The organism is Streptomyces sp. Sge12 (assembly GCF_002080455.1).
GTDB lineage: Bacteria > Actinomycetota > Actinomycetes > Streptomycetales > Streptomycetaceae > Streptomyces.
The window spans coordinates 3,907,037-3,931,113 of the sequence record NZ_CP020555.1; the positions used below are offsets into that span (position 1 = coordinate 3,907,037).

Genomic DNA, 24,077 nt, shown 5'->3' on the forward strand with positions numbered 1-24,077 from the left:
CGTACTCTCATTCGCTCACATCAAAAACGATCGTAGCGGTCACGAACGCATTATGCTTGCACACATGACGACGGAGAGCGTGGAGGTACGGCGCGGGGTGCCCGAGGGGGCCGCCGCGCGCGTCGCCGAGCTGTACTGGGAGGCCTTCGCGGGCAAGCTGGGCGTCGCGCTCGGCCCCGCGGCGGCCGGACGGCGGTTCATCGCCGAGCACCTGCACGCGGACCGGGCGGTGACCGCGCTGTCCGGCGGCGCCGGGTCCGAGGGCGGCCGGGTGGTGGGCGTGGCGGGCTACCAGCTGGCCGGGCGCGGTCTGGTCGGCGGCGACGCGGCCGCGGTCAGGGCGCAGTACGGGCCGGTCCGGGGCCTGTACCGGGTGTTCCTGCTGGCCCTGCTGGAGCGCACCCCGGCCCGCGGCGAGCTGGTCATGGACGGCATCGCCGTGGACCCCGCCGAGCGGAGCCGGGGCATCGGCGGCCTGCTCCTGCGGGAGATCGAGGCGATCGCCGTGGAGCAGGGGTGCCGGCGGATCCGGCTGGACGTGGTCGCGGAGAACCCGCGGGCGCGGGAGCTGTACGAACGGCACGGATTCCGGGCGGTACGGGTGCAGCGCACACCCTGGCTGCGGGACGTGCTGGGATTCGGAGCGGTGACGACGATGCACAAGGAGGTGGCGGCGCGATGAGCGGTATCCCCACGCGGATGGTGGTGCACGCGCTGGTCCGGGAGGACGGGACGGTCGCGGGCGGCGAGCTGTACGAGGTCGCCGGGCTGCTCGGGATGACCGACCAGCAGGTGCGGCTGTGCGTGAAGCGGCTGGTGGCGGAGGGCCGGTTCACGGTGCAGGGGCGCGGCCGGCGGGCCGTCCTGAGCCTGGCGGGGGCCGCCGGGCCGGAGCACGGGCCGGAGCACGGGCCGGGGCTGCCGCTCGTACCGGAGGTGGAGTTCGTCCGGCACGCGTACCGGCAGGACCGGGGGCTGGAGCCGTGGGACGGGCTCTGGCACGCCTTCGCCTTCGCCGTACCGGAATCCGCGCGGGCCGCGCGGGACTCCCTGCGGGACGCGCTGACCGGGCTGGGGGCCGCGCCGGTCCAGGGCGGTCTGTACGTGACCCCCAACGCGATCGGCCCGTACGTCCGGGCGCACGCGGCCGAGCTCGGCCTGTCGGAGGCGCTGAGCTGCCTGAGCACCCGGGACCTGACCGTGGGCGGCACCTCGGACCCGCGGGCCCTCGCGGAGCGGCTGTGGCCGCTGCCGGAGATCGCGGCGCGGTACGCGGAGCTGCGCGCGCTCGCGGAACGGCCCGCCGGGGCGGAGGCCGACGCCACCGCCGACGGCGGGGACGACGGCGACGGGCACGGCGGGAACGACGGTGTGGCAGCCGGACTGGCGCACGCCGTGGCGCTGGCGGCCGCCTTCTCCGCCGCGATGCTGCCCGACCCGCTGCTCCCACCGGAACTGCTGCCGCAGCCGTGGCCCGGCGCGACGGCCCGGGCGGCGGCGTCCGACGCCTGGGCCCGGCTGGAGGCCGCCGCCCCGGCCCCCGGGCCCCGGCTGTTCCGCCTGTACGGCGAGGCCCTGGCCTGACCCGGCGGGCGGGGGCCGGGGGACCGGTCCCCGCCCGGTCCACATCGTGGACAACTACGCTCGTTTCATGAACGCAGAAGCCGACGCCCTCGCCGCCGTGAAAGACGCTGACCGGAAGCACGTCTTCCACTCGTGGTCGGCGCAGGAGCTCATCGACCCGCTCGCCGTGGCCGGCGCCGAGGGGTCGTACTTCTGGGACTACCAGGGCAACCGCTACCTCGACTTCTCCAGCGCCCTCGTCTACACGAACATCGGCTACCAGCACCCGAAGGTCACCGCGGCCATCCAGGAGCAGGCGGCCAAGCTGTGCACCGTCGCGCCCGGATTCGCCGTCGACGTGCGTTCCGAGGCGGCCCGGCTGATCGCCGAGCGCACCCCCGGCGACCTCGACAAGATCTTCTTCACCAATGCCGGTGCCGAGGCCGTGGAGAACGCCGTCCGCATGGCCCGGGTGCACACCGGCCGGCCCAAGGTGCTGTCCGCGTACCGCTCGTACCACGGCGCCACCTCCACCGCCATCAACCTGACCGGTGACGCCCGCCGCTTCGGCAACGACTCGGCGACCGCCGGTGTCGTGCACTTCTGGGGCCCGTTCTCCTACCGCTCGCCGTTCTACGCGGCCACCGAGGCCGAGGAGTGCGAGCGGGCCCTGCGCCACCTGGAGGACACCATCGTCTTCGAGGGCCCGCAGTCCATCGCCGCGATCATCCTGGAGACCGTCGGCGGCGCCCCGGGCGTGCTCGTCCACCCGGACGGCTACCTGGCCGGGGTCCGCGCACTCTGCGACCGCTTCGGCATCGTCTTCGTCCTGGACGAGATCATGGTCGGCTTCGGGCGCACGGGCACGTGGTTCGCCTCCGAGCACTGGGACGTGACCCCCGACCTGATCTGCTTCGCCAAGGGCGTCACCAGCGGCTACCTGCCGCTCGGCGGGGTCGCCATCTCGGCCGCCATCGCGCAGACCTTCGCCCGCCGGCCCTACCCGGGCGGCCTCACGTACTCCGGGCACGTGCTGGCCTGCGCGGCCGCCGTCGCGACGATCAACGTCATGGAGGAGGAGGGCATCGTCGAGCAGTCCGCACGCACCGGCGCCGAGCTCCTCGGACCCGGCCTGCGCGCGCTCGCCGAGCGCCACCCCTCGGTCGGGGAGGTCCGCGGGCTCGGCACCTTCTGGGCCCTGGAACTCGTCCGGGACAAGGAGACCCGCGAGCCGCTGGTCCCGTACAACGCGGCGGGGGCGGACAACGCCCCGATGGCCGAGTTCGGGACCGCGTGCAAGAAGGGCGGGCTCTGGCCGCTCGTCGCCGGGAACCGCATCCACATCGCGCCGCCGTGCAACATCTCGGCGCAGGACGTGGCCAAGGGGCTGGCGATCCTCGACGAGGCCCTCTCGGTGGCCGACGCGCACACGGTCTGACCTGCCGAAACATTCGGTCGCCCAATCCGTGGGTGCCTGTCTTGGATGTTCCGCGCCATTACGAACACCACGTGAACGTGCTGAAATCCGAACAGAGCACCTACGGACCGGGATGCACGTCAGTCCCGGGGCGGTCCTCCGTGACCGAACGGCGGGGAGCGGGCCTTCCGCTGGACGCCGGGCGTACGGGATCCAGTCAGCCGGACTCCGTGTACCCGAAGGAAGACAGCCATGAGCAAGCACGTCCTGGCACAGAACCAGTACGGCAAGGCCGAGAACCGCATCGTCAAGGTCACCCGCAAGGGCGGCGACGGTTCCTGGCACGAGATCCGCGACCTCAACGTCTCGGTCGCGCTCCGCGGCGAGTTCCGCGATGTCCATCTCACCGGCAACAACGCCAACTGCCTGCCGACCGACACCACCAAGAACACGGTGTACGCCTTCGGCAAGGAACACGGCATCGACTCCCCCGAGGCCTTCGGCATCCTGCTCGCCAAGCACTTCGTCTCCTCGCAGGAGCCGATCCGCGAGGCCCAGATCCGCATCGAGGAATACGTGTGGGACCGGGTCCCGGTCCCGACGCGCAAGGAGCAGCACTCCTTCGTCCGCAAGGGCCAGGAGGTGCGCACCGCGCAGATCACCTACAGCGAGACGACGGGCCTCCAGGTCATCTCGGGCCTGAAGGACCTGACGGTGATGAACTCGACCAACTCCGAGTTCCACGGCTACATCAAGGACAAGTACACGACGCTGCAGGAGGCGTACGACCGCATCCTGGCGACCAAGGTCACCGCGCGCTGGGCGCACTCGGCGCTGGCCGCCGACGACAGCGGGTACGACTGGGACCAGGCCTACAGGAAGGTCCGCAAGAACCTGCTGGAAGCCTTCGCGGAGACGTACTCGTACTCGCTGCAGCAGACCCTGAACCAGATGGCCGAGCGCGTGCTCGACCACTGCCCCAAGGTCAACGAGGTGCGGCTCAACCTCCCCAACAAGCACCACTTCCTCGTCGACCTGGAGCCCTTCGGCCTCAAGAACGACAACGAGGTCTACTTCGCCGCCGACCGGATGTACGGCCTGATCGAGGGCACCATCCACCGTGACGGGGTGCAGCCGGTGATCGCGACGTCCGACTGGATCGTCGCCTAGCGCGCCGCGCCCGCCCCCCGGGCCTGCGCCCGCGCAGGCCCTCTCGGCCCGGACCGCGTCGCGGGGTCCGGGCCGAAGCCGTTCACCGGGCTACGGAGCGACGTGCGGCTGCTCGTCCTGCGGCTGCCCCACCAGGAGGTTCCAGCGCCCCGACCGCCCGGTGAGGGTGGTCACCGACTCCGGCCGCACGTCGAGCCGCCAGAACGCCGCCGCCGGCAGGTGCAGTGCGTGCACCACGGCCGCCCGTACGACGGCCTGCTCGACCTCCAGCCGGTGCGTGCCCTCGGGCAGGGCCGTCAGCTCCGCCCCGACGCGGGCGATCAGCGCGTCCACCGACTCCCCGCCCGGCGGCGCGTACGCCGGATCCGAGAGCCAGGCCCGCACGGCCGCCGGATCCCGGCCCGCCACCTCGTCCAGGGTGCGTCCCGCCCACTCGCCCGTGTCCGGGCCGCGCAACCCCTCATGTCCGGGGCACGGCCGCGCGTGACCGAAGCGGCCCTGACGCGCTGCTGCGTCCAGCGGGAAACTGACCAGACGAACTCGCACCAACGGGGTCTTCATAAGGGGAGAGTAAGCGCGGTACGGTCGCAAACGACACAATTGAATGACGACGGTCCGACGGAAGCACGGTGAGAATCCGGCACGGTCGCGCCACTGTGAAACCTCCCGGAGGGGGAGGAAAGTCAGACCCGCCACCGTCGTAGCGAGCACCACTGACCGGGACGCGTGTTCCCCCTGGAGGTTCTGCCATGGCCCACTCCGCCGTGCCCACGACGAACTCACCCGCCATCGCCCCCCTCTCGCTCTCCGCACTGGCCCCCTGGGCCGTGTTCGTCGGCATCCTCATGCTCGTCCTGCTGTACTTCGTCGGCGCCGAGCAGGGCGCCACCGCGGTCTTCGAAGGGGAGACCATCCACGAGTGGCTGCACGACGGCCGCCACCTGCTCGGGTTCCCCTGCCACTGATTCCCCTGCCACCGATCGACGTCCCAGCAAGGGGATCACCAGCATGACTTCCACTTCTGCGGGTGGGGTCTCCCCCCGGACCCTGCTCGTCCGCGGCATGCTCGCCGGCCTGCTGGCCGGGGTCGCCGCGTTCCTCGTCGCCTACCTCCTCGGTGAGTCCAAGGTGGACGCGGCCATCGCCATCGAAGAGGCCGCCGCGGCCGGTCACGACCACGGCGAGGAGGCCCCGGTCAGCCGGGCCCTCCAGGCCACGGCCGGGCTCGGCACCGGCGTCCTGCTCTACGCGGTCGCGCTCGGCGGCATCGCCGCGCTCGTCTTCTGCTTCGCCCTGGGCCGCATCGGCCGATTCGGCCCGCGGGCCACGGCCGCACTGGTCACCGGGGGCCTGTACGTCACCGTGACGCTGGTGCCGTTCTTCAAGTACCCCGCCAACCCGCCCGCCGTGGGCGATCCGGAGACCGCCGCCCGGCGGACCGCCCTGTACCTGCTGATGATCGCCCTGAGCGTGCTGCTGGCAGCCGGCGCGCTGATCCTCGGGCGACGGCTCGCGCCGAGGCTGGGCAACTGGAACGCCTCGGTCGTCACCGGCGCGGCCTTCGCCCTGCTCATCGGCATCTCGTACGCCGTGTTGCCCGGCATCGACGAGGTCCCGGCGGGCTTCCCCGCCGCATTGATCTGGGACTTCCGCCTCGCGTCCCTGGCCATCCAGACGGCACTGTGGACGACTTTCGGCCTGGCCTTCGGTTTTCTAGCCGAACGAGCCCTTGTGCCCACCTCCGCACCCAAGGAGGCTGTGCAGCCGACGAGTTGAGCACGAGGGGGTCGGTAGTACATGGCGACGGCGATCAGGGAATGGCGGGGCTGGACGGGCGCTGCCCCGTTCTGGCTGAACTCGTTCCTGCTGCTCCTGGCCCCCTGCTGCGCCATCACGCTGTTCGGCCAGATCGGCATCATCGCCGCACTGGCCGCCCTGGGCGGCCTGGCCCGCCACCTCTGGTACGGCGACTACGGGCACCCGGCCATGCACCTGGCCGCCGTGCTGATGGGGGCGGGCACGGCCGCCGTCGTCATGTGATTCCCCGGGGAGCCCCGGCCGTCACCGCAGACCATCGGCCGCTCACGGCTCTCACCCGTTCGGGCACATGCGCGCCGCCCCCGGCAGCCGGTGGGCGGACCCGTCGCGAACTGCGAAAACTCCCCGATCGGGCGACGACACGCCCGTGACGCAGTGTCAGTCCACCGTGTTGCACGGGGTACCGACGGGCAGAGGAGGTGTCCACTGCTCACATGACCCGGCCGCACGAGCCGGACTGGAGGGAATCCCATGCCCCGCGCCAAGTGGGTCGTCGCCTCGCTGACGGTGGTTCTGTTGTCCACCGGCATCGTGGTGTTGCAACGGACCGAGGGTGCCAGGCCCGCAGCCGTGACCACCGACGACGCACTGCCCACGCGGGCGTTGGGGCTGTCCGGCCACCGCCGTCTGGTGCGGGAACTGGAGCAGTCCGGCGAGCACGGCACGGGTGCGGGAGCCCGGTCACCGCGGACCGCCCCCGGGCCGCTGCGGACGGTCACCGGGCCCCTGCGGGCCGCGCGGCCCCTGAGCCTGCGCATTCCGAGCACGGGCGTGGACGTACCGCTGACGGGCGACCGCGGGGAGGCCGCCTGGGACAGCGGGGGTCCGGCGCCGGGTGCGGCCGGGACGGCCGTGGTGACCGGAGAGGGCCTTCGCCTCGGCGAGTTGCGGCGGGGACGGACCATCGAGATCGCCCGCGCCGACAGCCGTACGGCCGTGTTCACCGTCGTCCGGGTCTCCCCCGGCAGGTCCTCCGGCCACGAGGACCCTGCCGGGCGGGCCCAACTGCGGCTGGTCGGCGGCGAGACCGCCGTACTGGCCCGGCTGACCGGACAGCGCCGCTCGCGCTGAACCCGTGCGGTCCGGTGGCGGGCTGTCAGCCGTGGGGGGTGTCTTCGTCCCCCGGTCGGGGGCTTCTTGAGGTCCGCCCGGGAGTCGCTCGGCGTGGCGGGGCACACCCCTCGCATGAGCGGGAGGCACGACGCGCGTTCGGCACTGACCAGGGCTCTGACCGTGGTCTGTGTCGTGCTGCTGTGCGTCTTCGGCGCCGGTCCGGCCGGCGCCGCGGCCGCCGAGTTCCGCCCCGCCGCCGGCGCGCCCGGCGTGCCGGCCGCTCCCGCCGAGTCCCCCGAGCCCGGCGAGGGCCATTCGGATCCGGCCCCCGACCCCGAGTCACGGGCGGCCGTACGGACGGTCACGCGCGGGCTGCCCGTCGTACGGCGGGCGCCGATCCGGGTGTTTCACGTGAAACACCCGGATGCCCCGTCGTGCGGGCCGGTCGCGGAGGCGGCCGAACCGCCCCTGTCCCGGCGGACGGTGCGGAGTGTGGTCCTGCGCTGCTGAGCGGACCGAGGTCCCGATGCAGCCCCCCACACCCCCCTGAGCACCGTGAGGTTCAGCCATGCCCATCGACCCGTACGCCGCACTGAACGCCATGCTCCGCGCCGAGGTCACCCGGTTCTCCCCGCCGGTCCGGCAGACCGAGCCGGCCGCGTCACCGAAGGCCACGGGCACGTCCGTCGAGGCCGAGAGCGAACCGCAGCAGAACGCCACCGCGGATTCGGCCGCGTAGGGTCCGCCCGCACATGCGGGGCGCGCCGGTTCCCCTGCCCTCGACCACGGGCACGGGAACCGGCGCGCGCCGGTCGGCCGCTTCAGTCCTCGCGGGTGTAGTAGCGGTAGAACGCGATGGCTCCGACGCCCGCGGCGACGGCCAGTCCGACCACGACGGACTTGAGGATCGACTGGTCGGTGAGGCTGTGCAGGTAGCCCACGGCGATACCGCCGAAGGCGCCGTAGGCGGCGGCGTGGACCTCTCGCTTCAGCCGGGGCCCGATCCGGGCCAGGGTGAACATGATCCCGGCGAAGAGCACGCCGCACAGGATCCCGTAGAAGACGTTGCCCGCGTCCACCGGGCCCATCTGGCGCTTCATGAAGGCGGCCCAGACGCCGTACACGAGTCCGAGGAGCAGTGGCCTCACGTACGCGCCCTTGCTCAGGTGCGTCATGTCCGCCGACTGCCGGTGCCGCCCGTAGGCGGAGGGTGCCGCATGTGCCATGACGGGCTCCTCTCTCCCATCATCCAGGGCACACCCGCCACCCCCGGGCGGCAAGTGGATCAGTGGTCAGGGGGTCCGCACGGCCACGGCGTCGACCTCGAAGAGCATGCCGGGCAGCGCGAGCGCTGCGACGCCGATCAGGGTCTGGGCGGGCAGTTCGGTGCCCCAGGTGGCGTGCAGCTGCTTCAGCAGGATCTCCAGCTTCCGCTGGTCGTGGCCGACGATGTAGGTGCCGATGCGGACGACGTCGCCGGGGCCGAGACCGACGGCCGCGAGGGCGGTACGGAGGTTGGCGAAGGCCTGCTCGACCTGATCGGCGAAGTCCTCGGAGACGACGTGGCCGTACTCGTCGGAGCCGTACTGGCCGGCTATGAAGACCTGCTCGCCGGGTGCGGAGACGATGTGGCTGTAGCCGTAGTCGGTCGGGGTGTGGAGTCCTGCCGGGTTGATGATGCTGCGCGTCATGCCGAGCTCCCTGGTTCCGTGTCCGTGTCCGTGTCTGTTGCCGTGCCCGTGCCTGTGCCCGTGCCTGTGTCCGTGTCCGTGCCGGTGCGTGGGGTGCGGTCGGCCGTCGTGCGGCTACCGCGCGGCGAGCCAGGCCCGCAGCCGCTCGGGGGCCTCGGGAGCCTGCCGTTCGGCCTGCTGCCGGATCTCGTCGAGGTTCTGGGCGGCGAGCGCCCGTCGCCAGGCCAGTTCGGCCCGGGTCATGGCGTGCGCGATGGCGCAGTCGGCGGTGTACGCCGCCGGGGCACCGGCGCCGGGGCCCTGCTGCCGGATCTCCGCGCACCGGAAGGCCTCCTCGGGCCCCTCGACGGCGGCGACCACGTCCATGAGCGAGATGGCCTCGAGCGGGCGGGCCAGCCGGAAGCCGCCCCGCGGGCCGGGGGTGGAGGTGACGATGCCCGCCCGGGCCAGCGCCTGGAGCTGCTTGTTGAGGTAGGCCGCGGGCAGGTCGTGCCACGCGGCGAGACGCGCCGCCGACACGGCCCGGTCCGGGCCGCTCCAGGCCAGGTTGACGCAACTGTGCAGCGCCCACTCGACGCCCTCGCTCATCCTCATATCCTGGATATTAAATGTCCAGGATTATGGGCGCAAGGGCGGCGGGCCGCCCGACGGCCACCACCCACCCGCAGCAACACCGCTCGCGCCCGGCCCCGCGTCCGCTTTCCCTGGTGACGTGCGCACCATCCTGTCGGCGGTACTCATCGTGCTCGTGGCCCTCCTGGTGCCCGCGAGCGCCGTCGCGTACTGGGCCGACCGCGAGCTGGGCAACGCCGACCGGTACACCGCCGCCATGTCCCCCCTCGCCGAGAACCCGAAGGTGCAGGAGGTCGTCGTCACCCAGGTCACGCGCGCCCTGGCCGGCCAGATCGACGCGGGGCCCTTCCAGACCGGGGTGGACACCCTCCTCGGCGAGGCCCTGCGCTCGTTCGCCGGCACGGACGCCTACCGGACCGCCTGGGACGCCGCCAACCGCGCCGCGCACGCCGCCTTCCTCGACGCCCTCACCACCGGCCACGGCGACGCCCTCACCATCGACCTCGCACCCGTGATCGCCCAGGTCAGGGACGACCTCATCGCCGACGACGTGCCCTTCGCCGACCGCATCCCGGTGACCCACCTGACCGTGAAGGTCATGGAGTACGACAATCTCGGCGCTCTCCGGAAGGGCTTCCACATGCTCGAAGTGGCCGGCGTCTGGCTCCCTGTACTGACCCTGCTCCTCGCCGCCACGGCCATCGCCGTCGCCGTCCACCGACGGCGCGCCGTCATCGCCACCGGCCTGGGACTGGCGGTCGGCGCCCTACTCCTGTGGCTCGCGGTGGACGTGTGCCGCCGGCTCACCCTGGACGATCTGCCCGCCGACATCGACCGGCCGGCCGCGGGAGCGGTGTACGACGCCCTCACCGCCTACCTGCGCACCACCGCCTGGGTGGTGCTCCTGATCGGGCTCGCCGCCGCGCTGGCCGCATGGGTGATGGGCCGACTACGCCGCACCCCATAAGCTCGGAAGGTACCGACACACACGGAACAGCGCAGAAGATCCCAGAAGAACCGATTCGCGAGCGGCGGGCACGGAAGCGGGAATGAGCACCGAACGCACCGAACACATAGCGTCGCGGCGAGCCCGGCACCGTCCCCTGGCTCCGCCCTCCTGGCTCCTCAACGGGCTGAAGCCCAGTGCCGCGCCGATCCCGTGGGCCGCGGTGGTCCGCGCCTCGATCGCGATGTCCGTCCCGCTCGCCGTCGGATTCGCCCTCGACGAGCCCGAGTACGGCGCGCTCGCCTCCATGGGCGCCCTCGCCGGGGTGATCGGCGACACCGCCGACGCCTACCGGATGCGGGTCCTCAACATCGCCGTCCCGCAGCTCTTCGGCGCCATCGGCGTGGCCCTGGGAACCCTGGTCTACGGCCACGGCTGGCTCGCCGTCGCAGTGCTCACCCTCATCGCCCTCGTCTCCGGGATGATCTCCTCCATCGGCACGGTCGCCTCCGTGTCCGGACTGCTGCTCCTGCTCAACGCCGTGATCGGCGCCGGGCTGCCGCTGCCCGAGCCCTGGTGGACGGCCCCGCTGCTGCTGACCGCGGGCGGACTGTTCGTTCTCGCGCTGACCCTGCTGGGCTGGCCCCTGCGCCGCCGGCAGCCGGAGCGCACCGCCGTGGCCGACACCTACCGGGCCCTGGCCGACGCCCTGGAGGCCGCCGGCGGCCCCGGCGCCGTGTACGAGGAACGCCGTCACCAGGTCACCCAGGCCATCAACCACGCCTACGACCTGGTGCTCGGCCGCCGGGCCCGGGTGCACGGGCGCAGCCCCTCCCTGGTGCGGCTGCTGGCCCAGCTCAACGTGGTGATCCCGCTGGTGGAGGCCGCGCCCGCCGCCCACCTGCGCGGTCGGCCGCTGCCGCCCGAGATCCCGGCGGCCGTACGGGAACTGGCCGATGCCGTCGAGGAGAGCCGCACCGGAACCCCCGTACTGGACCTGCCCGCCGCGCACACCCCGGCCGAACGGGCCGTCGACGCCGCCCTGCGGCATGCCGCGAAGATCGTGCACGTCGCCCGGCCGGACCTGGACAACGTGGACGACCGGCTCGGCCGGCCCGCCGCCCTGCGGGTGCGCGCCCGGCGGGCGGTACGCGACATGGTCCTGTCCCGGGCCTCCTGGCGGTACGGGCTGCGGCTCGCGCTGTGCATCGGGATCGCGCAGTCCCTCGTATCGGTGATCGAGTTCGAGCGGTCCTACTGGGTCGCGCTGACCGTCACCTTCGTCCTCAAGCCCGACTTCGGCTCGGTGTTCTCCCGGGCCGTACTGCGCGCCCTCGGCACCGCCGGCGGACTGGTGGTCGCGGCCGCCGTGCTCGCCGAGGTGCCGCGCGGCTGGTGGGACGTGCCGGTGATGGTCGTGCTCGCCGGGCTGATCCCCGCGTTCTCCGTCAAGGGCTACGCCTTCCAGACCGCCGCGATCACCCCGGTGATCCTGCTCCTGTCCGACCTCCTCAACCACCAGGGCTTCGACCTGATCCGCCCCCGGCTGGTGGACAGCCTGATCGGCTGCGCCATCACCCTCGTCGCGGGATACCTGCTGTGGCCCGAGAGCTGGCACACCCGGATCGGGGACCGGCTCGCCGACACCGTGGACGACGCCGCCCGCTACGTGGAGAGGGCCTTCGCCCCGGTCGTGGACGAGGCCGCGCTCGCGGCGGCCCGGACCTCCCGCCTCCAGGCCCGGCGGCGCATCTACCGGGACCTGTCGGGCGTGCGCAGCGAGTTCCAGCGGGCGCTGACCGAGCCACCGCCCACCGGGGCCCGGGCGGCCGCCTGGTGGCCGCTGGTGGTCGCCGTCGAGCGGATCGTGGACGCGACCACCGCCGCACGGGTCCGGGTCAACCACGGCGCCGCCCCACCCCCCGCCGACGAGGTGGAGACGATCGCGCACCAGCTTCGCGAGCTGGCCGTACGGGTGCGCAGCAGCTCCACCCCGGTCCGGGTCGACGCCGGGCCCGCGGGCGGGGCGGCGAGCGTGCTGGCACCGGTCCACCAGGAGATCGCGGCGGCCCTGGCCATCACCCGGCCGGAGTCCTGACGCGCCGCCCCGGCGCGGAACCGGCCGGGGAGCCGGTGCCGGATCGGTCGCAGGCGCCGGCGCAGGGGCCGGCGTCCCCCGAATGGGCCGCCTCCCGGGCCGGGCGGGGTCGCCCGGGGCAGCATCGGAGCATGCACCGCGTCCCGGCCGTGATGGTCCTCGCCGTACTCCTGGCGGGGTGCGCCGACGTGGAGGGACTGCAGAGCGAGGGCGACCTGGGCACCGTGCACGCCCCGAAGAGCCTGTGGAAGGACATCCGCCCCGATCCACCCGCCGCCGACCAGAAGCCCGGCACGGCCGCCGTGGTCCCCGGGCTGCCCAAGGTGAGCGACCTGAGCATGCGCGGGGTGAACCCGCTGTCGGTCGTACGGGCCGACATCACCTCCGCCACCGAGCAGGACGGCGGGACCGGCCGGCTCGTCGACCCGCGCGCCGTCCAGCGGCTCGCGCTCTGCACACAGGCTGTGGACGGCGGCCCCGACTGCCCGGTGCGCCCCGCCGTCCTGCACGACCTGACGGGCAACGGCCGGGAGGAGCTCATCACCGCTCTGGACATCGACGGCCGGCTCAGCGAGCTGCGCGTCTACACCGTCCAGGACGACGGGAGCATCGCCCGGATCCTGTCCCGGCGCGCCGTGCTCGAGGGCGTGGAGGTGGCCGCCGAGCATCTGGCCGTCCGCGAACCCACGACGAATCCCGACTACGTCGCCGTCTCCGACTACGTGTGGGACCCCAAGGCCGGGATCATGAACCTCTCCCAGCTCACCCTCGACGACTGCCCCGGGCTCACGCAGACCCCGCCGGACGGGAACGGGGCACGATGCGCGCGCTGAGCAGCCTGCGCTGGAAGATCGCCCTGACCACCACGATGGTCTGCTGCATGGTCGCCGCCGCGCTCGGGATCCTGGTGCACAACGTGGTCGCCCGGCAGATGGTCGGGGAGGTCCGCAAGGCCGCGGCCACCGAGCTGGCCCACGCCCTGGGCCACTACGAGTACGGCACCGCGCACGGCGACGTGAACGCCGCCTTCGACCCGGCCGACCTCCCCCGCCCGCTGCGCGAGCTCGTCGCACGCGGGCAGACCGGCAGCATGGTCGGCCTGGAGCAGGGAAAGCCCGTCATGTGGGCGGCCGGACCCGCCGACGACAAGGCCCTCGCGGTCTGGCTCCCCTTCGGGAGCACCCGTGAACGGCTGCGGGACATCGACACGGCGATCCTGGCCTCCGCGGTCCTCGCGGCCGGGGTGGTGGCGCTGGCCGGCCTGTTCCTCGCCGACCGGATCAGCCGGCGACTCGCGACCACGGCCGCCGTGGCCCGCCGGATCAGCGCCGGGGACCTGGACGCCCGGGTGAACTTCCCGGCCGAAGGGGACGATCCGGGGCCGCGGGGCTCCCGCGACGAGGTACGGGACGTCGCGCACGCCCTGGACTCGATGGCGGCCTCGCTCCAGGCGCGGCTGGAGGCGGAAAAGCGCTTCACGGCCGATGTCGCGCACGAGCTGCGCACCCCGCTCACCGGCTCGCTGGCCGCGGCGGCACTGCTGCCCGACGGCCGCCCCAAAGAGATGATCAACAACCGGCTGAGGGCCCTGCACCTGCTGACCGAGGACCTGCTGGAGATCTCCCGGCTGGACTCGGGCGTCGAACGGGCCGACCTCGCCCGGGTCGAACTCGGCCGGGCGGTGGAACGGGCCGTCGCCGGGGCCGCCGGAGCCGGCGCGGCCTCGTCGGAAGCCGGGCCGGCCGCCTCGGTCCAAGTGGTCCAGGACATGGTCGTGGTCACCGACCGGCGCCGGCTGGACCGGATCCTCGCCAACCTGCTGGTCAACGCCGGCAAGCACGGCCGGCCGCCGGTCGAGGTCACCGTGGACGGCCCGGTGGTGGCGGTCCGCGACCACGGGCCCGGCTATCCGCCCGAGCTGATCGAGCGGGGCCCGCAGCGCTTCCGTACCGGCGACCCGGGGCGCGGGCGCGGTCACGGACTGGGACTCACCATCGTGATGGGGCAGGCGGCGGTGCTGGAGATCGAGGTGAGCTTCACCAACGCGCCCGACGGGGGCGCGGTGACGACGCTCCGGCTCCCCGTCGGCAGGGTGCCGACGGGGGATTGAACGGATCGGGCGGATGGCCCGGATCAGACGCCCGAGGGCATGTTTCACGTGAAACACGCCCTCGGACACTTCAGATATTTCGAGTATTTCGGGTGATTCTGGTCAACTGGCCCGGTCAGACACCGATGTTGCGGCCGTCCTTGCGCCAGACGGACACGACCGCCGGACGGACGATCTTGCCGGGGCCGTCGGGCCACACCGACTGCGGCTTCTCGACGGAGGCACCGTCGATCTCGCCCGGGTGCTGGACGGAGACCAGGACGCGCTTGTCCTGGATGAGCGGGCCGCAGGTCTCGGCGCCGCGCGGAACGGTCAGGAACTGCTTCAGCTCACCGCGGCGCTCGCCGGCCGTCGCGACACCGAACAGGCCGTCGTGGGAGCCCAGCTGGTTGCCGTCGGTGGAGATCCACAGGTTGCCGTGCGGGTCGAAGGCCACGTTGTCCGGGCAGGAGATCGGGCTGACCTTGTCCTTCGGGAAGCCCGCGAAGTAGGTCGCCGGGTCGTTCGGGTCACCGGCCACCAGGAAGAGCCGCCAGGCGAACCCGTCGCCCGCCGGGTCGTCGAAGTTCTCGGCGAGCTCCAGGATCTGGCCGTGCTTGTTCAGGTTGCGCGGGTTGGCCTCGGTGGCGCCTTCCTTGCCGGGCTTGCCGCGGTCGGTGTTGTTCGTCAGCGCGATGTAGACGCGGCCGGTGCGCGGCGAGGGCTCGACGTCCTCCGGGCGGTCCATCTTCGTCGCGCCGACCTTGTCGGCGGCCTGGCGGGTGAAGACGTACACCTCCTCGGCGGTCATGCCCTCGACGTGCGAGACGTTGCCGGTGGCCAGCTTGATCCACACGCCGGAGCCGTCGAATTCGCCGTCGGTGGGGAGCTTGCCGGTGCCGTCGAGCTCGGCGGCCGGGGAGTCACCGGTGAGCTTGGCGACGTAGAGGGTGCCCTCGTCGAGCAGCGTGAGGTTGTGCTCCTTCGCGGCGCGCGAGTTGCCCTTCTTCATCTGCTTCGACGAGACGAACTTGTAGAAGTAGTCGAAGCGCTCGTCGTCACCCATGTAGATGACCGGACGGCCGTCCTCGGTCAGGCGGGGCTGGGCGGCCTCGTGCTTGAAGCGGCCGAGCGCGGTGCGCTTGCGGGGTACCGAGTGCGGGTCGTACGGGTCCAGCTCGACGACCCAGCCGAAGCGGTGGGACTCGTTGGGCTCCTGCGCCACGTCGAAGCGCTTGTCGAACCGCTCCCACTTGCGCTCGGAGGCCCCGGTGGTCATGCCGTAGCGCTTCAGGCGGGCGGCCTGGGTGGGCTCGGTGACCTGGCCGGCGTTGGCGAAGTACTGGTTGAAGTTCTCCTCGCCGTGGAGGGTGGTGCCCCACGGGGTGGTGCCACCCGCGCAGTTGTTGAGCGTGCCCAGCACCTTGGTGCCCGTGGGGTCGACCGAGGTCTTCAGCAGGCTGCTGCCCGCCGCCGGGCCCGTCAGCCTGAACTCGCTGGTGGCGGTGAGGCGGCGGTTGAGCTGGTGGCGGCTGACCGCGGTCAGCTTGCCGCTGCGGTGGTCCTCCTGGACGGCGACCACGGTCAGGCCGTGCGCGGCCCAGGCGATCTCCACCTGCTCGCGGGTGGGGTTGGCCGGGTCGTACGCCTTGAACATGAGGATCTCGTCCGTGTACTCGTGGTTGGCCACGAGCAGCTGCTGGCGCTCGTAGTCACCGCCGAGCGGGAGGAGGCTCAGGAAGTCGTTGTTGTAGCCGAACTGTCCGGCTTGCGCGGCAGCGGTCTGCTTGTCCGGGTTGAAGCCCGGGGCGCCCTTGATGATCGGGTCGCCCCAGCGGATCACCACGTTCTGGTCGTGGCCCTCGGGGATGGTGACCTTGTCGTCGGTGTTGGGCGCGACGGCCTTGAAGCGCAGACCACGGGCGGCCTCACCGCTCTTGCCGGCGCCCGCGGCGGCGGCATCGGCGGAGGGGGTGGCGTTGGCGGTCTGCCCCGAGCCGCCGAACGCCACGGCGGAGCCCGCGGCGGTGGCGACCGTGACGACGGCGGCGGAACGCAGCATCGAGCGGCGGGAGTAGGCGCGGGCTATGACATCGCCGACGTACTCGTTGTCGCTTGTGTTCGGCACCTCGTGGAAGCAGGCGTCGCCACAGCGGTAACGACAGGTGAGAGCGGACCGGCCGCTCCCATGCGGGTTGCCGATGAACGGCAGAAGCTTGCGCACGAGTGTCCTCCGAGTAGCTGCGTGGGCGCCGACAACCTGTCGGTACGATCCAGCCGTGACGGTAGGCGCGGGTTGCGCCGAAGCGGCGGCGCGGGGATGAACGCTCGGTGAACCCGGCACGTCGGAGCGGCAGTTCAGGAACGGTCTGCGGGTGATTGGGAGCCGGACGCCACGAAAGGCGCCCCTGCCGAAGATCCAGCCGGGCGGCCGATAACCTTACGTGTCCACTCTGGGCAGGGATCATCCGCGCAGCACGGACAAATGACGCACGCACACATGCGAAAGGCCTGGCCCATGGGTATTCGGAGCTTGTTGCGCAAGGTATTCGGACGGTCCGCGGACTCCGTTCCGGACACTACGGACACCCCTTCGGCCGCTGTCCCGAACCAGGCGGAACGGACCCCTCTGGACGTCGCCGCCGAACTGGTGGCGGCGTCCTTCGACAACCCCACGGTTCCGCCGCAGTCCTCCCCGCGCGACCGCGAGCCCGGCACCGTCCTCACGGCCCCCGCCCCGGCGGCGGACCCGACGGTCCCGGAAGCCCGCCGTGCGCCTGCGGCGAAGCCCGGCGGAGAAACCCCCGCCCCGGCGGCGGAGCCCACCCCGGCCGAGGCCGAGCCCCCTGCCGCGGAACAGCCCGTGGCCGAGACGCCGCAGGCCGAGCCGGTCACCGCCGAGGCCGCCGAGGCCACCGCGCCGGAGGCTCAGGACGCTCCCGCGGAGCCGGTCGCCGCTGCTGCGGAGCAGGCCGAGGCCGCCACCGCGCCGGTTGCCGCCGAGGCGGAACCGGTCACCGTGCCGGAGGCGCAGGACGCTCCCGCGGAGCCGGTTGCCCCTGCGGAGCAGGCCGAGGCCGCCCCCGAGGCGGAAGCCCAGGCCGACCCGGTCGCCGCTGCTGCGGAACAGCCCGAGGCCACCCCCGAGCCGGACCCCGCCACCGCGCCGGAGGCGCAGGACGCTCCCGCGGAGCCGGTCGCCGCTGCTGCGGAGCAGCCCGAGGCCGCCACCGCGCCGGAGGCCCAGGCCGAGCCGGTTGCCGCCCAGGCCGAGGCGGAGCCGGTCGCCGCTGTTGCGGAGCAGGCCGTGGCCGCCGCGCCGGAGGCCGAAGCCGTGGCCGCCGAAGCCACCGCGCCTGAGGCGCAGGACGCCCCGGCGGAGCCGGTCGCCGCTGCTGCGGAACAGGCCGAGGCCGCCCCCGAGGCGGAGCCGGTCACCGTGCCGGAGGCGCAGGACGAGCCCGCGGAGCCGGTCGCCGCTGCTGCGGAGCAGCCTGAGCCCGCCACCGTGCCGGAGGCGCAGGACGAGCCCGCGGCGCAGGACGCTCCCGCGGAGCCGGTTGCCGCGGGGGCGCTGGAGGGTCCCGCTCAGGCGTTGGCCGTCGTCAAGCGGCGGGCTCCCGAGGTCGTGGGGGCGTACAAGGCCGTCGGGCAGGTGCTGCGCAGCAAGGGGAAGGCCGGGGCCCGGGCCAAGGTCTACCTCGTGCTGGACCGCTCCGGGTCCATGCGCGGGTTCTACAAGGACGGCAGCGCCCAGCACCTCGCCGACCACGCGCTCGCCCTCGCCTCGCACCTCGACGACGCGGCGACCGTGCACACCGTGTTCTTCTCCACGGAGGTGGACGGCACCGCCGACCTGACCCTCGACGGCTACGACGGCGCCTGGGTCGAGGCCCGCCACGCCGAGCTCGGCCGGATGGGCCGCACCAGCTACCACGTGGCCGTGGAGGCCGTCCTGGAGCGCTACCAGAAGGACGGCGGCGAGGGCCCGGCCCTGGTCGTCTTCCAGACGGACGGCGCCCCCGACAACCGCCAGCCCGCCCGGCAGGCCCTGGCCGACGCCGCCACCGCCGCCCCGGGGGTCCACTGGCAGTTCGTCGCCTTCGGTGACCACGACTCCAAGGCGTTCGACTTCCTGCGCAAGCTGGACGCCGAGAACGCCGGCTTCTTCCACGCCGGCCCCGCCCCCGCCGAGCTGGCCTCCGCCGCCCTGGCCAAGGGGATCCTGGAGCAGTTCTAGTACCCGCACGACGAAGGCGGCGCCCCTCTCCGGCGAGGAGAGGGGCGCCGCCTTCGTCGTGGTCGGCGGGGAGCCGGCGCGTCAGCCCCGCGGGGACCCGGCGTCCGGCTTGACCGCGTCGGAGACGGGCCGCTCGGCCGCCTTGGTCTCGACCGGCTTGCGCAGCGCGATGTTCAGCTCGCGCAGACGGGCCTCCTCCAGCACCGTCGGCGCGCCCATCATCAGGTCCTGCGCGTTGCCGTTCAGCGGGAAGGCGATGGTCTCGCGGATGTTCGGCTCGTCGGCCAGCAGCATCACGATGCGGTCCACGCCCGGGGCGATGCCACCGTGCGGCGGGGCGCCCAGGCGGAACGCGCGCAGCATGCCCGCGAACTCGCGCTCGACGGTCTCCGCCTCGTAGCCGGCGATCTCGAAGGCCTTCAGCATGACCTCGGGCTCGTGGTTGCGGATGGCGCCGGAGGACAGCTCGATGCCGTTGCAGACGATGTCGTACTGCCAGGCCAGGATGTCCAGCGGGTCCTTCTCCTCCAGGTCCTTCATCCCGCCCTGCGGCATGGAGAAGGGGTTGTGGGAGAAGTCGATCTTGCCGGTCTCCTCGTCCTTCTCGTACATCGGGAAGTCGACGATCCAGCAGAAGCGGAAGACGTTCTCCTCGAACTGGCCCGCGCGCTTGGCCGCCTCGACGCGAACGCCGGACATGATCTTGGAGACCTCGTCGAACTCGCCCGCGCCGAAGAACACGGCGTGACCGGGGACCAGGCCCAGGCGCTCGGTGAGGACCTTCAGGTTCTCCTCGGTGAGGAACTTGGCGATCGGTCCGGTCAGGGAACCGTCCTCGCCGACCCGCACCCAGGCCAGACCCTTGGCGCCCAGCGAGATCGCGTACTCGCCGAGGCCGTCGAAGAACTTGCGCGGCTGCGCGGCGGTGTCCGGGACGGCCAGGGCACGCACGTGCTTGCCGGCGAACGCCTTGAACTCCGAGCCCTCGAACACGTCGGTGATGTCGACGAGCTCCAGCTTGGCGCGCAGGTCGGGCTTGTCGTTGCCGTACTTGAGCATCGACTCGCGGAACGGGATCCGCGGGAACGGCGAGGTGACCTCGCGGCCGCCGCCGAACTCCGTGAAGAGCTCGGTCATCAGGCGCTCGATCGGCTGGAAGACGTCCTCCTGCTCGACGAAGGACATCTCGACGTCGAGCTGGTAGAACTCGCCCGGCGAACGGTCGGCGCGGGCGTCCTCGTCGCGGAAGCAGGGCGCGATCTGGAAGTAGCGGTCGAAGCCGGAGATCATCAGCAGCTGCTTGAACTGCTGCGGCGCCTGCGGCAGGGCGTAGAACTTGCCCGGGTTCAGGCGGGACGGCACGACGAAGTCACGGGCGCCCTCGGGGGAGGTCGCGGTGAGGATCGGCGTCGCCATCTCGTTGAAGCCGAGGGCCACCATCTTCGAGCGGATCGAGGCGATGACGGCCGAGCGCAGCATGATGTTGCGGTGCATGCGCTCGCGGCGCAGGTCGAGGAAGCGGTACTCCAGGCGCCGCTCCTCGTTCACACCGTCGTCGGTGTTGATCGTGAAGGGCAGCGGCGCGGCCGCGCCGAGCACCTCGACCGCGGAGACCTCGATCTCGATCTCGCCGGTCGGCAGCTCCGGGTTGACGTTGTCGGCACCGCGGGAGACGACCTTGCCGTCGATGCGGACGACCGTCTCCTTGGTGACGCTGCTCAGCGCCTCGTTCGCCGCGGTGCCGGGGCGGGCGACCAGCTGCGTGATGCCGTAGTGGTCCCGCAGATCGATGAAGAGGATGCCGCCCAGGTCTCGACGGTTGTGCAGCCAGCCGCTCAGCCGGACGTCGGCGGCGACGTCAGAAGCGCGGAGCTCGCCGCAGGTGTGGGACCTGTACCGATGCATCAGTCATCCAGTTCTACGCGATACCAGGGTGGATTCAACCGTCCCAAGGTTACCGTCCGGGAGGGTGACGGGTCGGGCACTCCCTCCAGCCTGCGCAAATGCGTCCACAGGCCGGGCGAACAGGCACGTAACGGATATGACCTGTAAAGATGGCCGAGTGCGCACCGAGGACGTCCTGGCCGCCATCGCGACCGGCCTGTGGAGATGGGACAACGCCTCCGGGACGGTCACCCTCGACAGCGAGGCCGCCCGGCTCCTCGGGCTGCCCGCCGAACCGGTGGTGCTGCCGGAGGTCGCCGTACGGTCCCGTTTCCACCCGGTGGACTGGAACGAGATCAACGGGATCGTCAACCTGGCCGTCGCCGAGGGCACCCTCGCCGAGGCCCGGCTGAGGATCATGGACGTCGACGGCCGGGTCCTGCGGACCGTGCGCAGCCGCTCCAAACCGGTCGAGAACCGGGCGGCCGACGGGACCACGGACTACGAGCTGATCGGCACCATCCAGGAGATCGCCGAGCCGCAGCCCGGCACCACGGCCGCCCACACCCCCATCACCGGCGACTGGCGGCGCTCCCGCGAGGCCTTCCTGCTGGACGCGGGCCGAGCCCTGGCGGAGGCCCGGTCCACGGCGGAGGTGCTGCGGGTCGCCGCCTCGCTGTCCATGCCCGGCTTCAGCCCGGACGGGCTGGCCGTCTTCGGCATGGCCGGGGACCGGCTGTCGCTCATCGGGCACCACGGGCACGATCCGGGGGACGAGGGCACCTTCTCGGACATGCCGCTGGAGACGGACTACCCGGCCGCGGAGGTCGTCCGGACCGGCCGGGCGATCTACCTGGCCACGCCCGAGGACTACAAGCGGCGCTTTCCGGCCGCCTGGCCGCTCGCCCAGCGCTTCGACCGGGTCTCCTGGGCCTTCCTGCCGCTGATCGTGGCCGGGCGGACCATGGGCGCCTGGATGGCCGCCTTCAAGCACCCCGCGTCCTTCTCGCCCGACGAGCGGTCCGTCCTGACGACCGTGGCCCGGATGCTGGCCCAGGCGCTCCAGCGCGCCGGGGTGGCCGAGTCCGAGCGGGAACTCACCACCGGCCTGCAGCGGTCGATGATGCCGCAGCTCGGCCCGGAGATCCCCGGCATGCGGATCGCGGCCCGGTACGTCCCGACGGGCGGCGGGCTCCAGGTCGGCGGCGACTGGTACGACATGATCCCGCTGCCGTCGGGCCGGTTCGCGCTGGTCATCGGCGATGTGCAGGGCCACGACGTCCGCGCGGCGGGGCTGATGGGCCAGTTGCGGATCGCCGTACGGGCGTACGCGTCCGAGGGCCACCGGCCGGACGCGGTGCTCTCGCGCGCCTCGCGCTTCCTGGCCGGGCTGTGCTCCTCGCAGGAGTCCGGCCCCTCCGGCGATGCGGGCGGCCAGGACTCCGACTTCCACAGCCCGCGGTTCGCGACCTGCCTGTACGTGGAGTGCGACCCGGGCACCGGCCTGCTGGAGGTGGCCCGCGCCGGCCACCCCGACCCGGCGATCCGGATGGCCGACGGCACCGTCCTGATGCGCCCCACCGCGGGCGGCCTCCCCCTCGGGATCGTCCCCGACACCGACTACCCCACCACCCGGTTCACCCTGGAACCGGGCGAGACGATGATGCTCTGCACCGACGGGCTCATCGAGACCGGCGGGCACGACCTGGACACCGGCTGGGCGCGGCTGCGCGCCGTCCTGGAGTCCGACGCGCACGAGTCGGAGCCCGCGGCACCGCCGGCCGCGGCGCAGCTCGGCGATCCGCACTTCGGGACCCCGCACCTGGAGAGGCTGGCGGACCTGCTGGTGCAGGCCGTGCACGGGCCGTCCTCGCACCACACCACCGGTCCGCTCGCCGACCGCCGCGAGGACGACATAGCGGTGGTGCTGCTGTGCCGCGAGAGCGCGCACCTCGGCCGCGGCCCGGCGCTGGCGCACCCGGCCCGGCCCGCGCGCCGCACCGTGCTGACCGTGGCCCAGGTGGAACCGGAACGGATCGCGGGCGCGCGGCAGCAGATCCGGGAGCTGCTGCACGACTGGGCGGACCCCGACCAGGTGGATTCGGCGGTGCTGATGGTCTCCGAGATGGTGACGAACGTACTGACGCACACCGACGGCGACGCGCTGCTGGTCGCGGAGGCGGTCGGCGAGCTGGGCGCGCGCCGGCTGCGCGTCGAGGTCGCCGACGGCAGCGACGAGCTCCCGCACAGGCGGCAGCCGGGCGAGATGTCCTCCAGCGGCCGCGGGGTGCTGCTGATGGAGATGCTGGCCGACACGTGGGGCGTGGACCCGCGGGGCGAGGGCAAGTCGATCTGGTTCGAGCTGCACGAGCAGTCGAAGACGGTCGCCGACCCCGAGTTCTGAGACCCCGGGAGACCCTCGGGCGCGTTCGGCGGGGCGTGATTGGATGCAGCCGTGTCCAATCCCTCCGATCACCTCCTGCCGGAGCCCGTCCGGCGGCTCGCCGCCTGGTGCGGTGTCGTCCTGCTCGTCACCGCGGTCCTCGCCGTCGGCATCTGGCTGTGCACCGTTTTCGAGGCCGCCGTGACGCCCGTACTGCTGGCCGTGCTCGGCACGGCCCTGCTCGGGCCGATGCACCGGCGGCTGGTCCGCATGAAGATGAACCGCTCGCTGGCCGCGGCCCTGACCTGCCTCGCCGTGGTGGGCGTCGTCGGCGGGGCCACGTACGTCGTCGTCCTCGCGCTCATCGAGACCGGCGGCCAGATCGTCGACTCGCTGCGGCGGGCCGGCGAGCTCGTCGCCGAGCACTTCGGGGCGGTGGGCACCTCGCTGGAGGACATCGCCGCGAACTCGAAGGACCTCCTCGCGAAGTTCGGCAGCACGGCCGCCTCGGGCGTGGTCACCGGGCTCAGCGCGGTGGGGTCGATGATCGCGATGGTCCTGCTCGCGATGGTGCTGATCTTCTTCTTCCTGCGCGACTCCGACCGGGCCGTGGGCACCCTGCGCTCCCTCGTCCCGAACCGCTCGGGCGACCTGATGGAGGCCATGGGGCGGCGCGCCTTCGAGGCGGTCGAGGGGTTCATGCGGGGCACCACCTTCGTCGCCCTGGTGGACGCCGTACTGATCGGCGCCGGTCTGCTGATCCTCGACGTACCGGGTGCGCTGGGGCTGGCCGCCCTGGTCTTCGTGACGGCCTACATCCCCTACCTCGGGGCCATCCTGTCGGGCGCCGTGGCCGTCCTGGTGGCCTTCGCCGACCGGGGCTGGGTCATCGGCCTGTGGGCGCTGGGCCTGGTGCTGCTGGTCCAGATGATCGAGGGCTACGTGCTCCAGCCCGTGGTGCAGAGCCGCACCGTGCAGATGCACCCGGCCGTGGTGATGCTCGCCATCACCGCCGGGGCGAGCGTCGCCGGGATCCTGGGAATGCTGCTGGCGGTGCCGCTGACCGCCGCCGTGTTCGGGGTGATCTCGGAGCTGCGGGCCCGGTACGCCGTGGAGACGGCGCCCGGGCCCGAAGGCTCCGCGTAGGACCGG

At 72.6% G+C, this 24,077-nt stretch carries 23 protein-coding genes; 17 read left to right on the forward strand and 6 right to left on the reverse strand.

Annotated features, from left to right (window positions below; genetic code table 11):
* Positions 1 to 64 precede the first annotated feature (64 nt).
* From B6R96_RS17400 to pucL, 4 genes are all read left to right on the forward strand, one after another.
* The gene (locus tag B6R96_RS17400) at positions 65 to 682 is read left to right on the forward strand and encodes a GNAT family N-acetyltransferase (protein ID WP_081522904.1); all 618 of its coding nucleotides are present in this window, start codon (positions 65 to 67) and stop codon (positions 680 to 682) included.
* Positions 679 to 1,584, forward strand: a complete 906-nt coding sequence (locus B6R96_RS17405) for a PaaX family transcriptional regulator C-terminal domain-containing protein (protein WP_081522905.1) — start codon at positions 679 to 681, stop codon at positions 1,582 to 1,584. The genes B6R96_RS17400 and B6R96_RS17405 overlap by 4 nt, the downstream gene beginning before the upstream one ends.
* Before the next feature lie 67 nt (positions 1,585 to 1,651).
* Positions 1,652 to 3,001, forward strand: coding sequence for an aspartate aminotransferase family protein (locus B6R96_RS17410; protein WP_081522906.1), 1,350 nt, complete (start codon positions 1,652 to 1,654; stop codon positions 2,999 to 3,001).
* A 231-nt stretch (positions 3,002 to 3,232) separates the two neighbouring features.
* The gene (gene pucL, locus B6R96_RS17415) at positions 3,233 to 4,150 is read left to right on the forward strand and encodes a factor-independent urate hydroxylase (RefSeq protein WP_081522907.1); all 918 of its coding nucleotides are present in this window, start codon (positions 3,233 to 3,235) and stop codon (positions 4,148 to 4,150) included.
* Positions 4,151 to 4,240: 90 nt separating this feature from the next.
* Here pucL and B6R96_RS17420 read toward each other — a convergent pair whose 3' ends face one another.
* Entirely contained in the window at positions 4,241 to 4,711 is a 471-nt protein-coding gene (locus tag B6R96_RS17420) for a histidine phosphatase family protein (RefSeq protein WP_078937623.1), read from the reverse strand.
* Between the two features lie 188 nt (positions 4,712 to 4,899).
* Here B6R96_RS17420 and B6R96_RS17425 point away from each other — a divergent pair, with 188 nt between their 5' ends.
* The 6 genes from B6R96_RS17425 (at position 4,900) to B6R96_RS37285 (ending at position 7,760) form a co-directional block, all read left to right on the forward strand.
* Entirely contained in the window at positions 4,900 to 5,115 is a 216-nt protein-coding gene (locus B6R96_RS17425; RefSeq protein ID WP_030383792.1) for a CbtB domain-containing protein, read from the forward strand.
* 43 nt (positions 5,116 to 5,158) lie between these two features.
* The gene (locus B6R96_RS17430; RefSeq protein ID WP_081522908.1) at positions 5,159 to 5,926 is read left to right on the forward strand and encodes a CbtA family protein; all 768 of its coding nucleotides are present in this window, start codon (positions 5,159 to 5,161) and stop codon (positions 5,924 to 5,926) included.
* A 21-nt stretch (positions 5,927 to 5,947) separates the two neighbouring features.
* Positions 5,948 to 6,190 carry a hypothetical protein gene (locus B6R96_RS17435; RefSeq protein WP_030383794.1) on the forward strand — a complete coding sequence of 81 codons (243 nt, stop codon included), beginning with the start codon at positions 5,948 to 5,950 and terminating at the stop codon, positions 6,188 to 6,190.
* Positions 6,191 to 6,439: 249 nt separating this feature from the next.
* Positions 6,440 to 7,039, forward strand: a complete 600-nt coding sequence (locus B6R96_RS17440) for a class F sortase (RefSeq protein ID WP_081522909.1) — start codon at positions 6,440 to 6,442, stop codon at positions 7,037 to 7,039.
* 114 nt (positions 7,040 to 7,153) lie between these two features.
* Complete coding sequence (locus B6R96_RS17445) at positions 7,154 to 7,531, forward strand: hypothetical protein (RefSeq protein ID WP_081522910.1); 378 nt, start codon at positions 7,154 to 7,156, stop codon at positions 7,529 to 7,531.
* 58 nt (positions 7,532 to 7,589) lie between these two features.
* Positions 7,590 to 7,760, forward strand: a complete 171-nt coding sequence (locus tag B6R96_RS37285; RefSeq protein WP_159396338.1) for a hypothetical protein — start codon at positions 7,590 to 7,592, stop codon at positions 7,758 to 7,760.
* 82 nt (positions 7,761 to 7,842) lie between these two features.
* Here B6R96_RS37285 and B6R96_RS17450 read toward each other — a convergent pair whose 3' ends face one another.
* The 3 genes from B6R96_RS17450 to B6R96_RS17460 all read right to left on the reverse strand — a co-directional run bounded on the left by B6R96_RS17450 (position 7,843) and on the right by B6R96_RS17460 (position 9,300).
* The gene (locus B6R96_RS17450) at positions 7,843 to 8,247 is read right to left on the reverse strand and encodes a hypothetical protein (protein ID WP_081522911.1); all 405 of its coding nucleotides are present in this window, start codon (positions 8,245 to 8,247) and stop codon (positions 7,843 to 7,845) included.
* A 66-nt stretch (positions 8,248 to 8,313) separates the two neighbouring features.
* Entirely contained in the window at positions 8,314 to 8,712 is a 399-nt protein-coding gene (locus B6R96_RS17455; protein WP_081522912.1) for a RidA family protein, read from the reverse strand.
* 114 nt (positions 8,713 to 8,826) lie between these two features.
* On the reverse strand, positions 8,827 to 9,300 hold the full coding sequence (locus B6R96_RS17460) for an RrF2 family transcriptional regulator (RefSeq protein ID WP_030383799.1): 474 nt from the start codon (positions 9,298 to 9,300) through the stop codon (positions 8,827 to 8,829).
* 124 nt (positions 9,301 to 9,424) lie between these two features.
* Here B6R96_RS17460 and B6R96_RS17465 point away from each other — a divergent pair, with 124 nt between their 5' ends.
* The 4 genes from B6R96_RS17465 (at position 9,425) to B6R96_RS17480 (ending at position 14,439) form a co-directional block, all read left to right on the forward strand.
* Positions 9,425 to 10,252, forward strand: a complete 828-nt coding sequence (locus B6R96_RS17465) for a hypothetical protein (RefSeq protein ID WP_053167328.1) — start codon at positions 9,425 to 9,427, stop codon at positions 10,250 to 10,252.
* A gap of 82 nt (positions 10,253 to 10,334) precedes the next feature.
* A complete protein-coding gene (locus B6R96_RS17470) occupies positions 10,335 to 12,329 on the forward strand; it encodes an FUSC family protein (protein WP_081522913.1) in 1,995 nt (664 codons plus the stop codon).
* A 131-nt stretch (positions 12,330 to 12,460) separates the two neighbouring features.
* Positions 12,461 to 13,162, forward strand: a complete 702-nt coding sequence (locus tag B6R96_RS17475) for a hypothetical protein (protein ID WP_237291445.1) — start codon at positions 12,461 to 12,463, stop codon at positions 13,160 to 13,162.
* On the forward strand, positions 13,150 to 14,439 hold the full coding sequence (locus B6R96_RS17480) for a sensor histidine kinase (protein ID WP_081522914.1): 1,290 nt from the start codon (positions 13,150 to 13,152) through the stop codon (positions 14,437 to 14,439). The genes B6R96_RS17475 and B6R96_RS17480 overlap by 13 nt, the downstream gene beginning before the upstream one ends.
* A gap of 115 nt (positions 14,440 to 14,554) precedes the next feature.
* On the opposite strand, the gene B6R96_RS17485 is transcribed toward B6R96_RS17480, so the two are convergent.
* Entirely contained in the window at positions 14,555 to 16,642 is a 2,088-nt protein-coding gene (locus B6R96_RS17485; RefSeq protein ID WP_081522915.1) for a PhoX family protein, read from the reverse strand.
* A gap of 309 nt (positions 16,643 to 16,951) precedes the next feature.
* On the opposite strand from B6R96_RS17485, the gene B6R96_RS37700 reads away from it, so the two are divergent.
* Complete coding sequence (locus B6R96_RS37700; protein WP_335755541.1) at positions 16,952 to 18,658, forward strand: VWA domain-containing protein; 1,707 nt, start codon at positions 16,952 to 16,954, stop codon at positions 18,656 to 18,658.
* 81 nt (positions 18,659 to 18,739) lie between these two features.
* On the opposite strand, the gene aspS is transcribed toward B6R96_RS37700, so the two are convergent.
* The gene (gene aspS / locus B6R96_RS17495; protein WP_030383806.1) at positions 18,740 to 20,563 is read right to left on the reverse strand and encodes an aspartate--tRNA ligase; all 1,824 of its coding nucleotides are present in this window, start codon (positions 20,561 to 20,563) and stop codon (positions 18,740 to 18,742) included.
* 157 nt (positions 20,564 to 20,720) lie between these two features.
* Here aspS and B6R96_RS17500 point away from each other — a divergent pair, with 157 nt between their 5' ends.
* Together B6R96_RS17500 and B6R96_RS17505 are read left to right on the forward strand one after the other, a co-directional pair.
* Positions 20,721 to 22,946 (forward strand): ATP-binding SpoIIE family protein phosphatase, encoded by a 2,226-nt coding sequence (locus tag B6R96_RS17500; protein ID WP_081522916.1) that lies wholly within the window; start codon positions 20,721 to 20,723, stop codon positions 22,944 to 22,946.
* Between the two features lie 51 nt (positions 22,947 to 22,997).
* A complete protein-coding gene (locus tag B6R96_RS17505; RefSeq protein ID WP_037858746.1) occupies positions 22,998 to 24,071 on the forward strand; it encodes an AI-2E family transporter in 1,074 nt (357 codons plus the stop codon).
* Positions 24,072 to 24,077: the final 6 nt, after the last annotated feature.

Excerpts from the sequence above, each read along its gene's own strand:
- B6R96_RS17400 (WP_081522904.1), top strand. The coding sequence starts at position 65 with ATGACGACGGAGAGCGTGGAGGTACGGCGCGGGGTGCCCGAGGGGGCC.
- B6R96_RS17405 (WP_081522905.1), top strand. The coding sequence starts at position 679 with ATGAGCGGTATCCCCACGCGGATGGTGGTGCACGCGCTGGTCCGGGAG.
- B6R96_RS17410 (WP_081522906.1), top strand. The coding sequence starts at position 1,652 with ATGAACGCAGAAGCCGACGCCCTCGCCGCCGTGAAAGACGCTGACCGG.
- pucL (WP_081522907.1), top strand. The coding sequence starts at position 3,233 with ATGAGCAAGCACGTCCTGGCACAGAACCAGTACGGCAAGGCCGAGAAC.
- B6R96_RS17420 (WP_078937623.1), bottom strand. The coding sequence starts at position 4,711 with ATGAAGACCCCGTTGGTGCGAGTTCGTCTGGTCAGTTTCCCGCTGGAC.
- B6R96_RS17425 (WP_030383792.1), top strand. The coding sequence starts at position 4,900 with ATGGCCCACTCCGCCGTGCCCACGACGAACTCACCCGCCATCGCCCCC.
- B6R96_RS17430 (WP_081522908.1), top strand. The coding sequence starts at position 5,159 with ATGACTTCCACTTCTGCGGGTGGGGTCTCCCCCCGGACCCTGCTCGTC.
- B6R96_RS17435 (WP_030383794.1), top strand. The coding sequence starts at position 5,948 with ATGGCGACGGCGATCAGGGAATGGCGGGGCTGGACGGGCGCTGCCCCG.
- B6R96_RS17440 (WP_081522909.1), top strand. The coding sequence starts at position 6,440 with ATGCCCCGCGCCAAGTGGGTCGTCGCCTCGCTGACGGTGGTTCTGTTG.
- B6R96_RS17445 (WP_081522910.1), top strand. The coding sequence starts at position 7,154 with ATGAGCGGGAGGCACGACGCGCGTTCGGCACTGACCAGGGCTCTGACC.
- B6R96_RS37285 (WP_159396338.1), top strand. The coding sequence starts at position 7,590 with ATGCCCATCGACCCGTACGCCGCACTGAACGCCATGCTCCGCGCCGAG.
- B6R96_RS17450 (WP_081522911.1), bottom strand. The coding sequence starts at position 8,247 with ATGGCACATGCGGCACCCTCCGCCTACGGGCGGCACCGGCAGTCGGCG.
- B6R96_RS17455 (WP_081522912.1), bottom strand. The coding sequence starts at position 8,712 with ATGACGCGCAGCATCATCAACCCGGCAGGACTCCACACCCCGACCGAC.
- B6R96_RS17460 (WP_030383799.1), bottom strand. The coding sequence starts at position 9,300 with ATGAGCGAGGGCGTCGAGTGGGCGCTGCACAGTTGCGTCAACCTGGCC.
- B6R96_RS17470 (WP_081522913.1), top strand. The coding sequence starts at position 10,335 with ATGAGCACCGAACGCACCGAACACATAGCGTCGCGGCGAGCCCGGCAC.
- B6R96_RS17475 (WP_237291445.1), top strand. The coding sequence starts at position 12,461 with ATGCACCGCGTCCCGGCCGTGATGGTCCTCGCCGTACTCCTGGCGGGG.
- B6R96_RS17480 (WP_081522914.1), top strand. The coding sequence starts at position 13,150 with ATGCGCGCGCTGAGCAGCCTGCGCTGGAAGATCGCCCTGACCACCACG.
- aspS (WP_030383806.1), bottom strand. The coding sequence starts at position 20,563 with ATGCATCGGTACAGGTCCCACACCTGCGGCGAGCTCCGCGCTTCTGAC.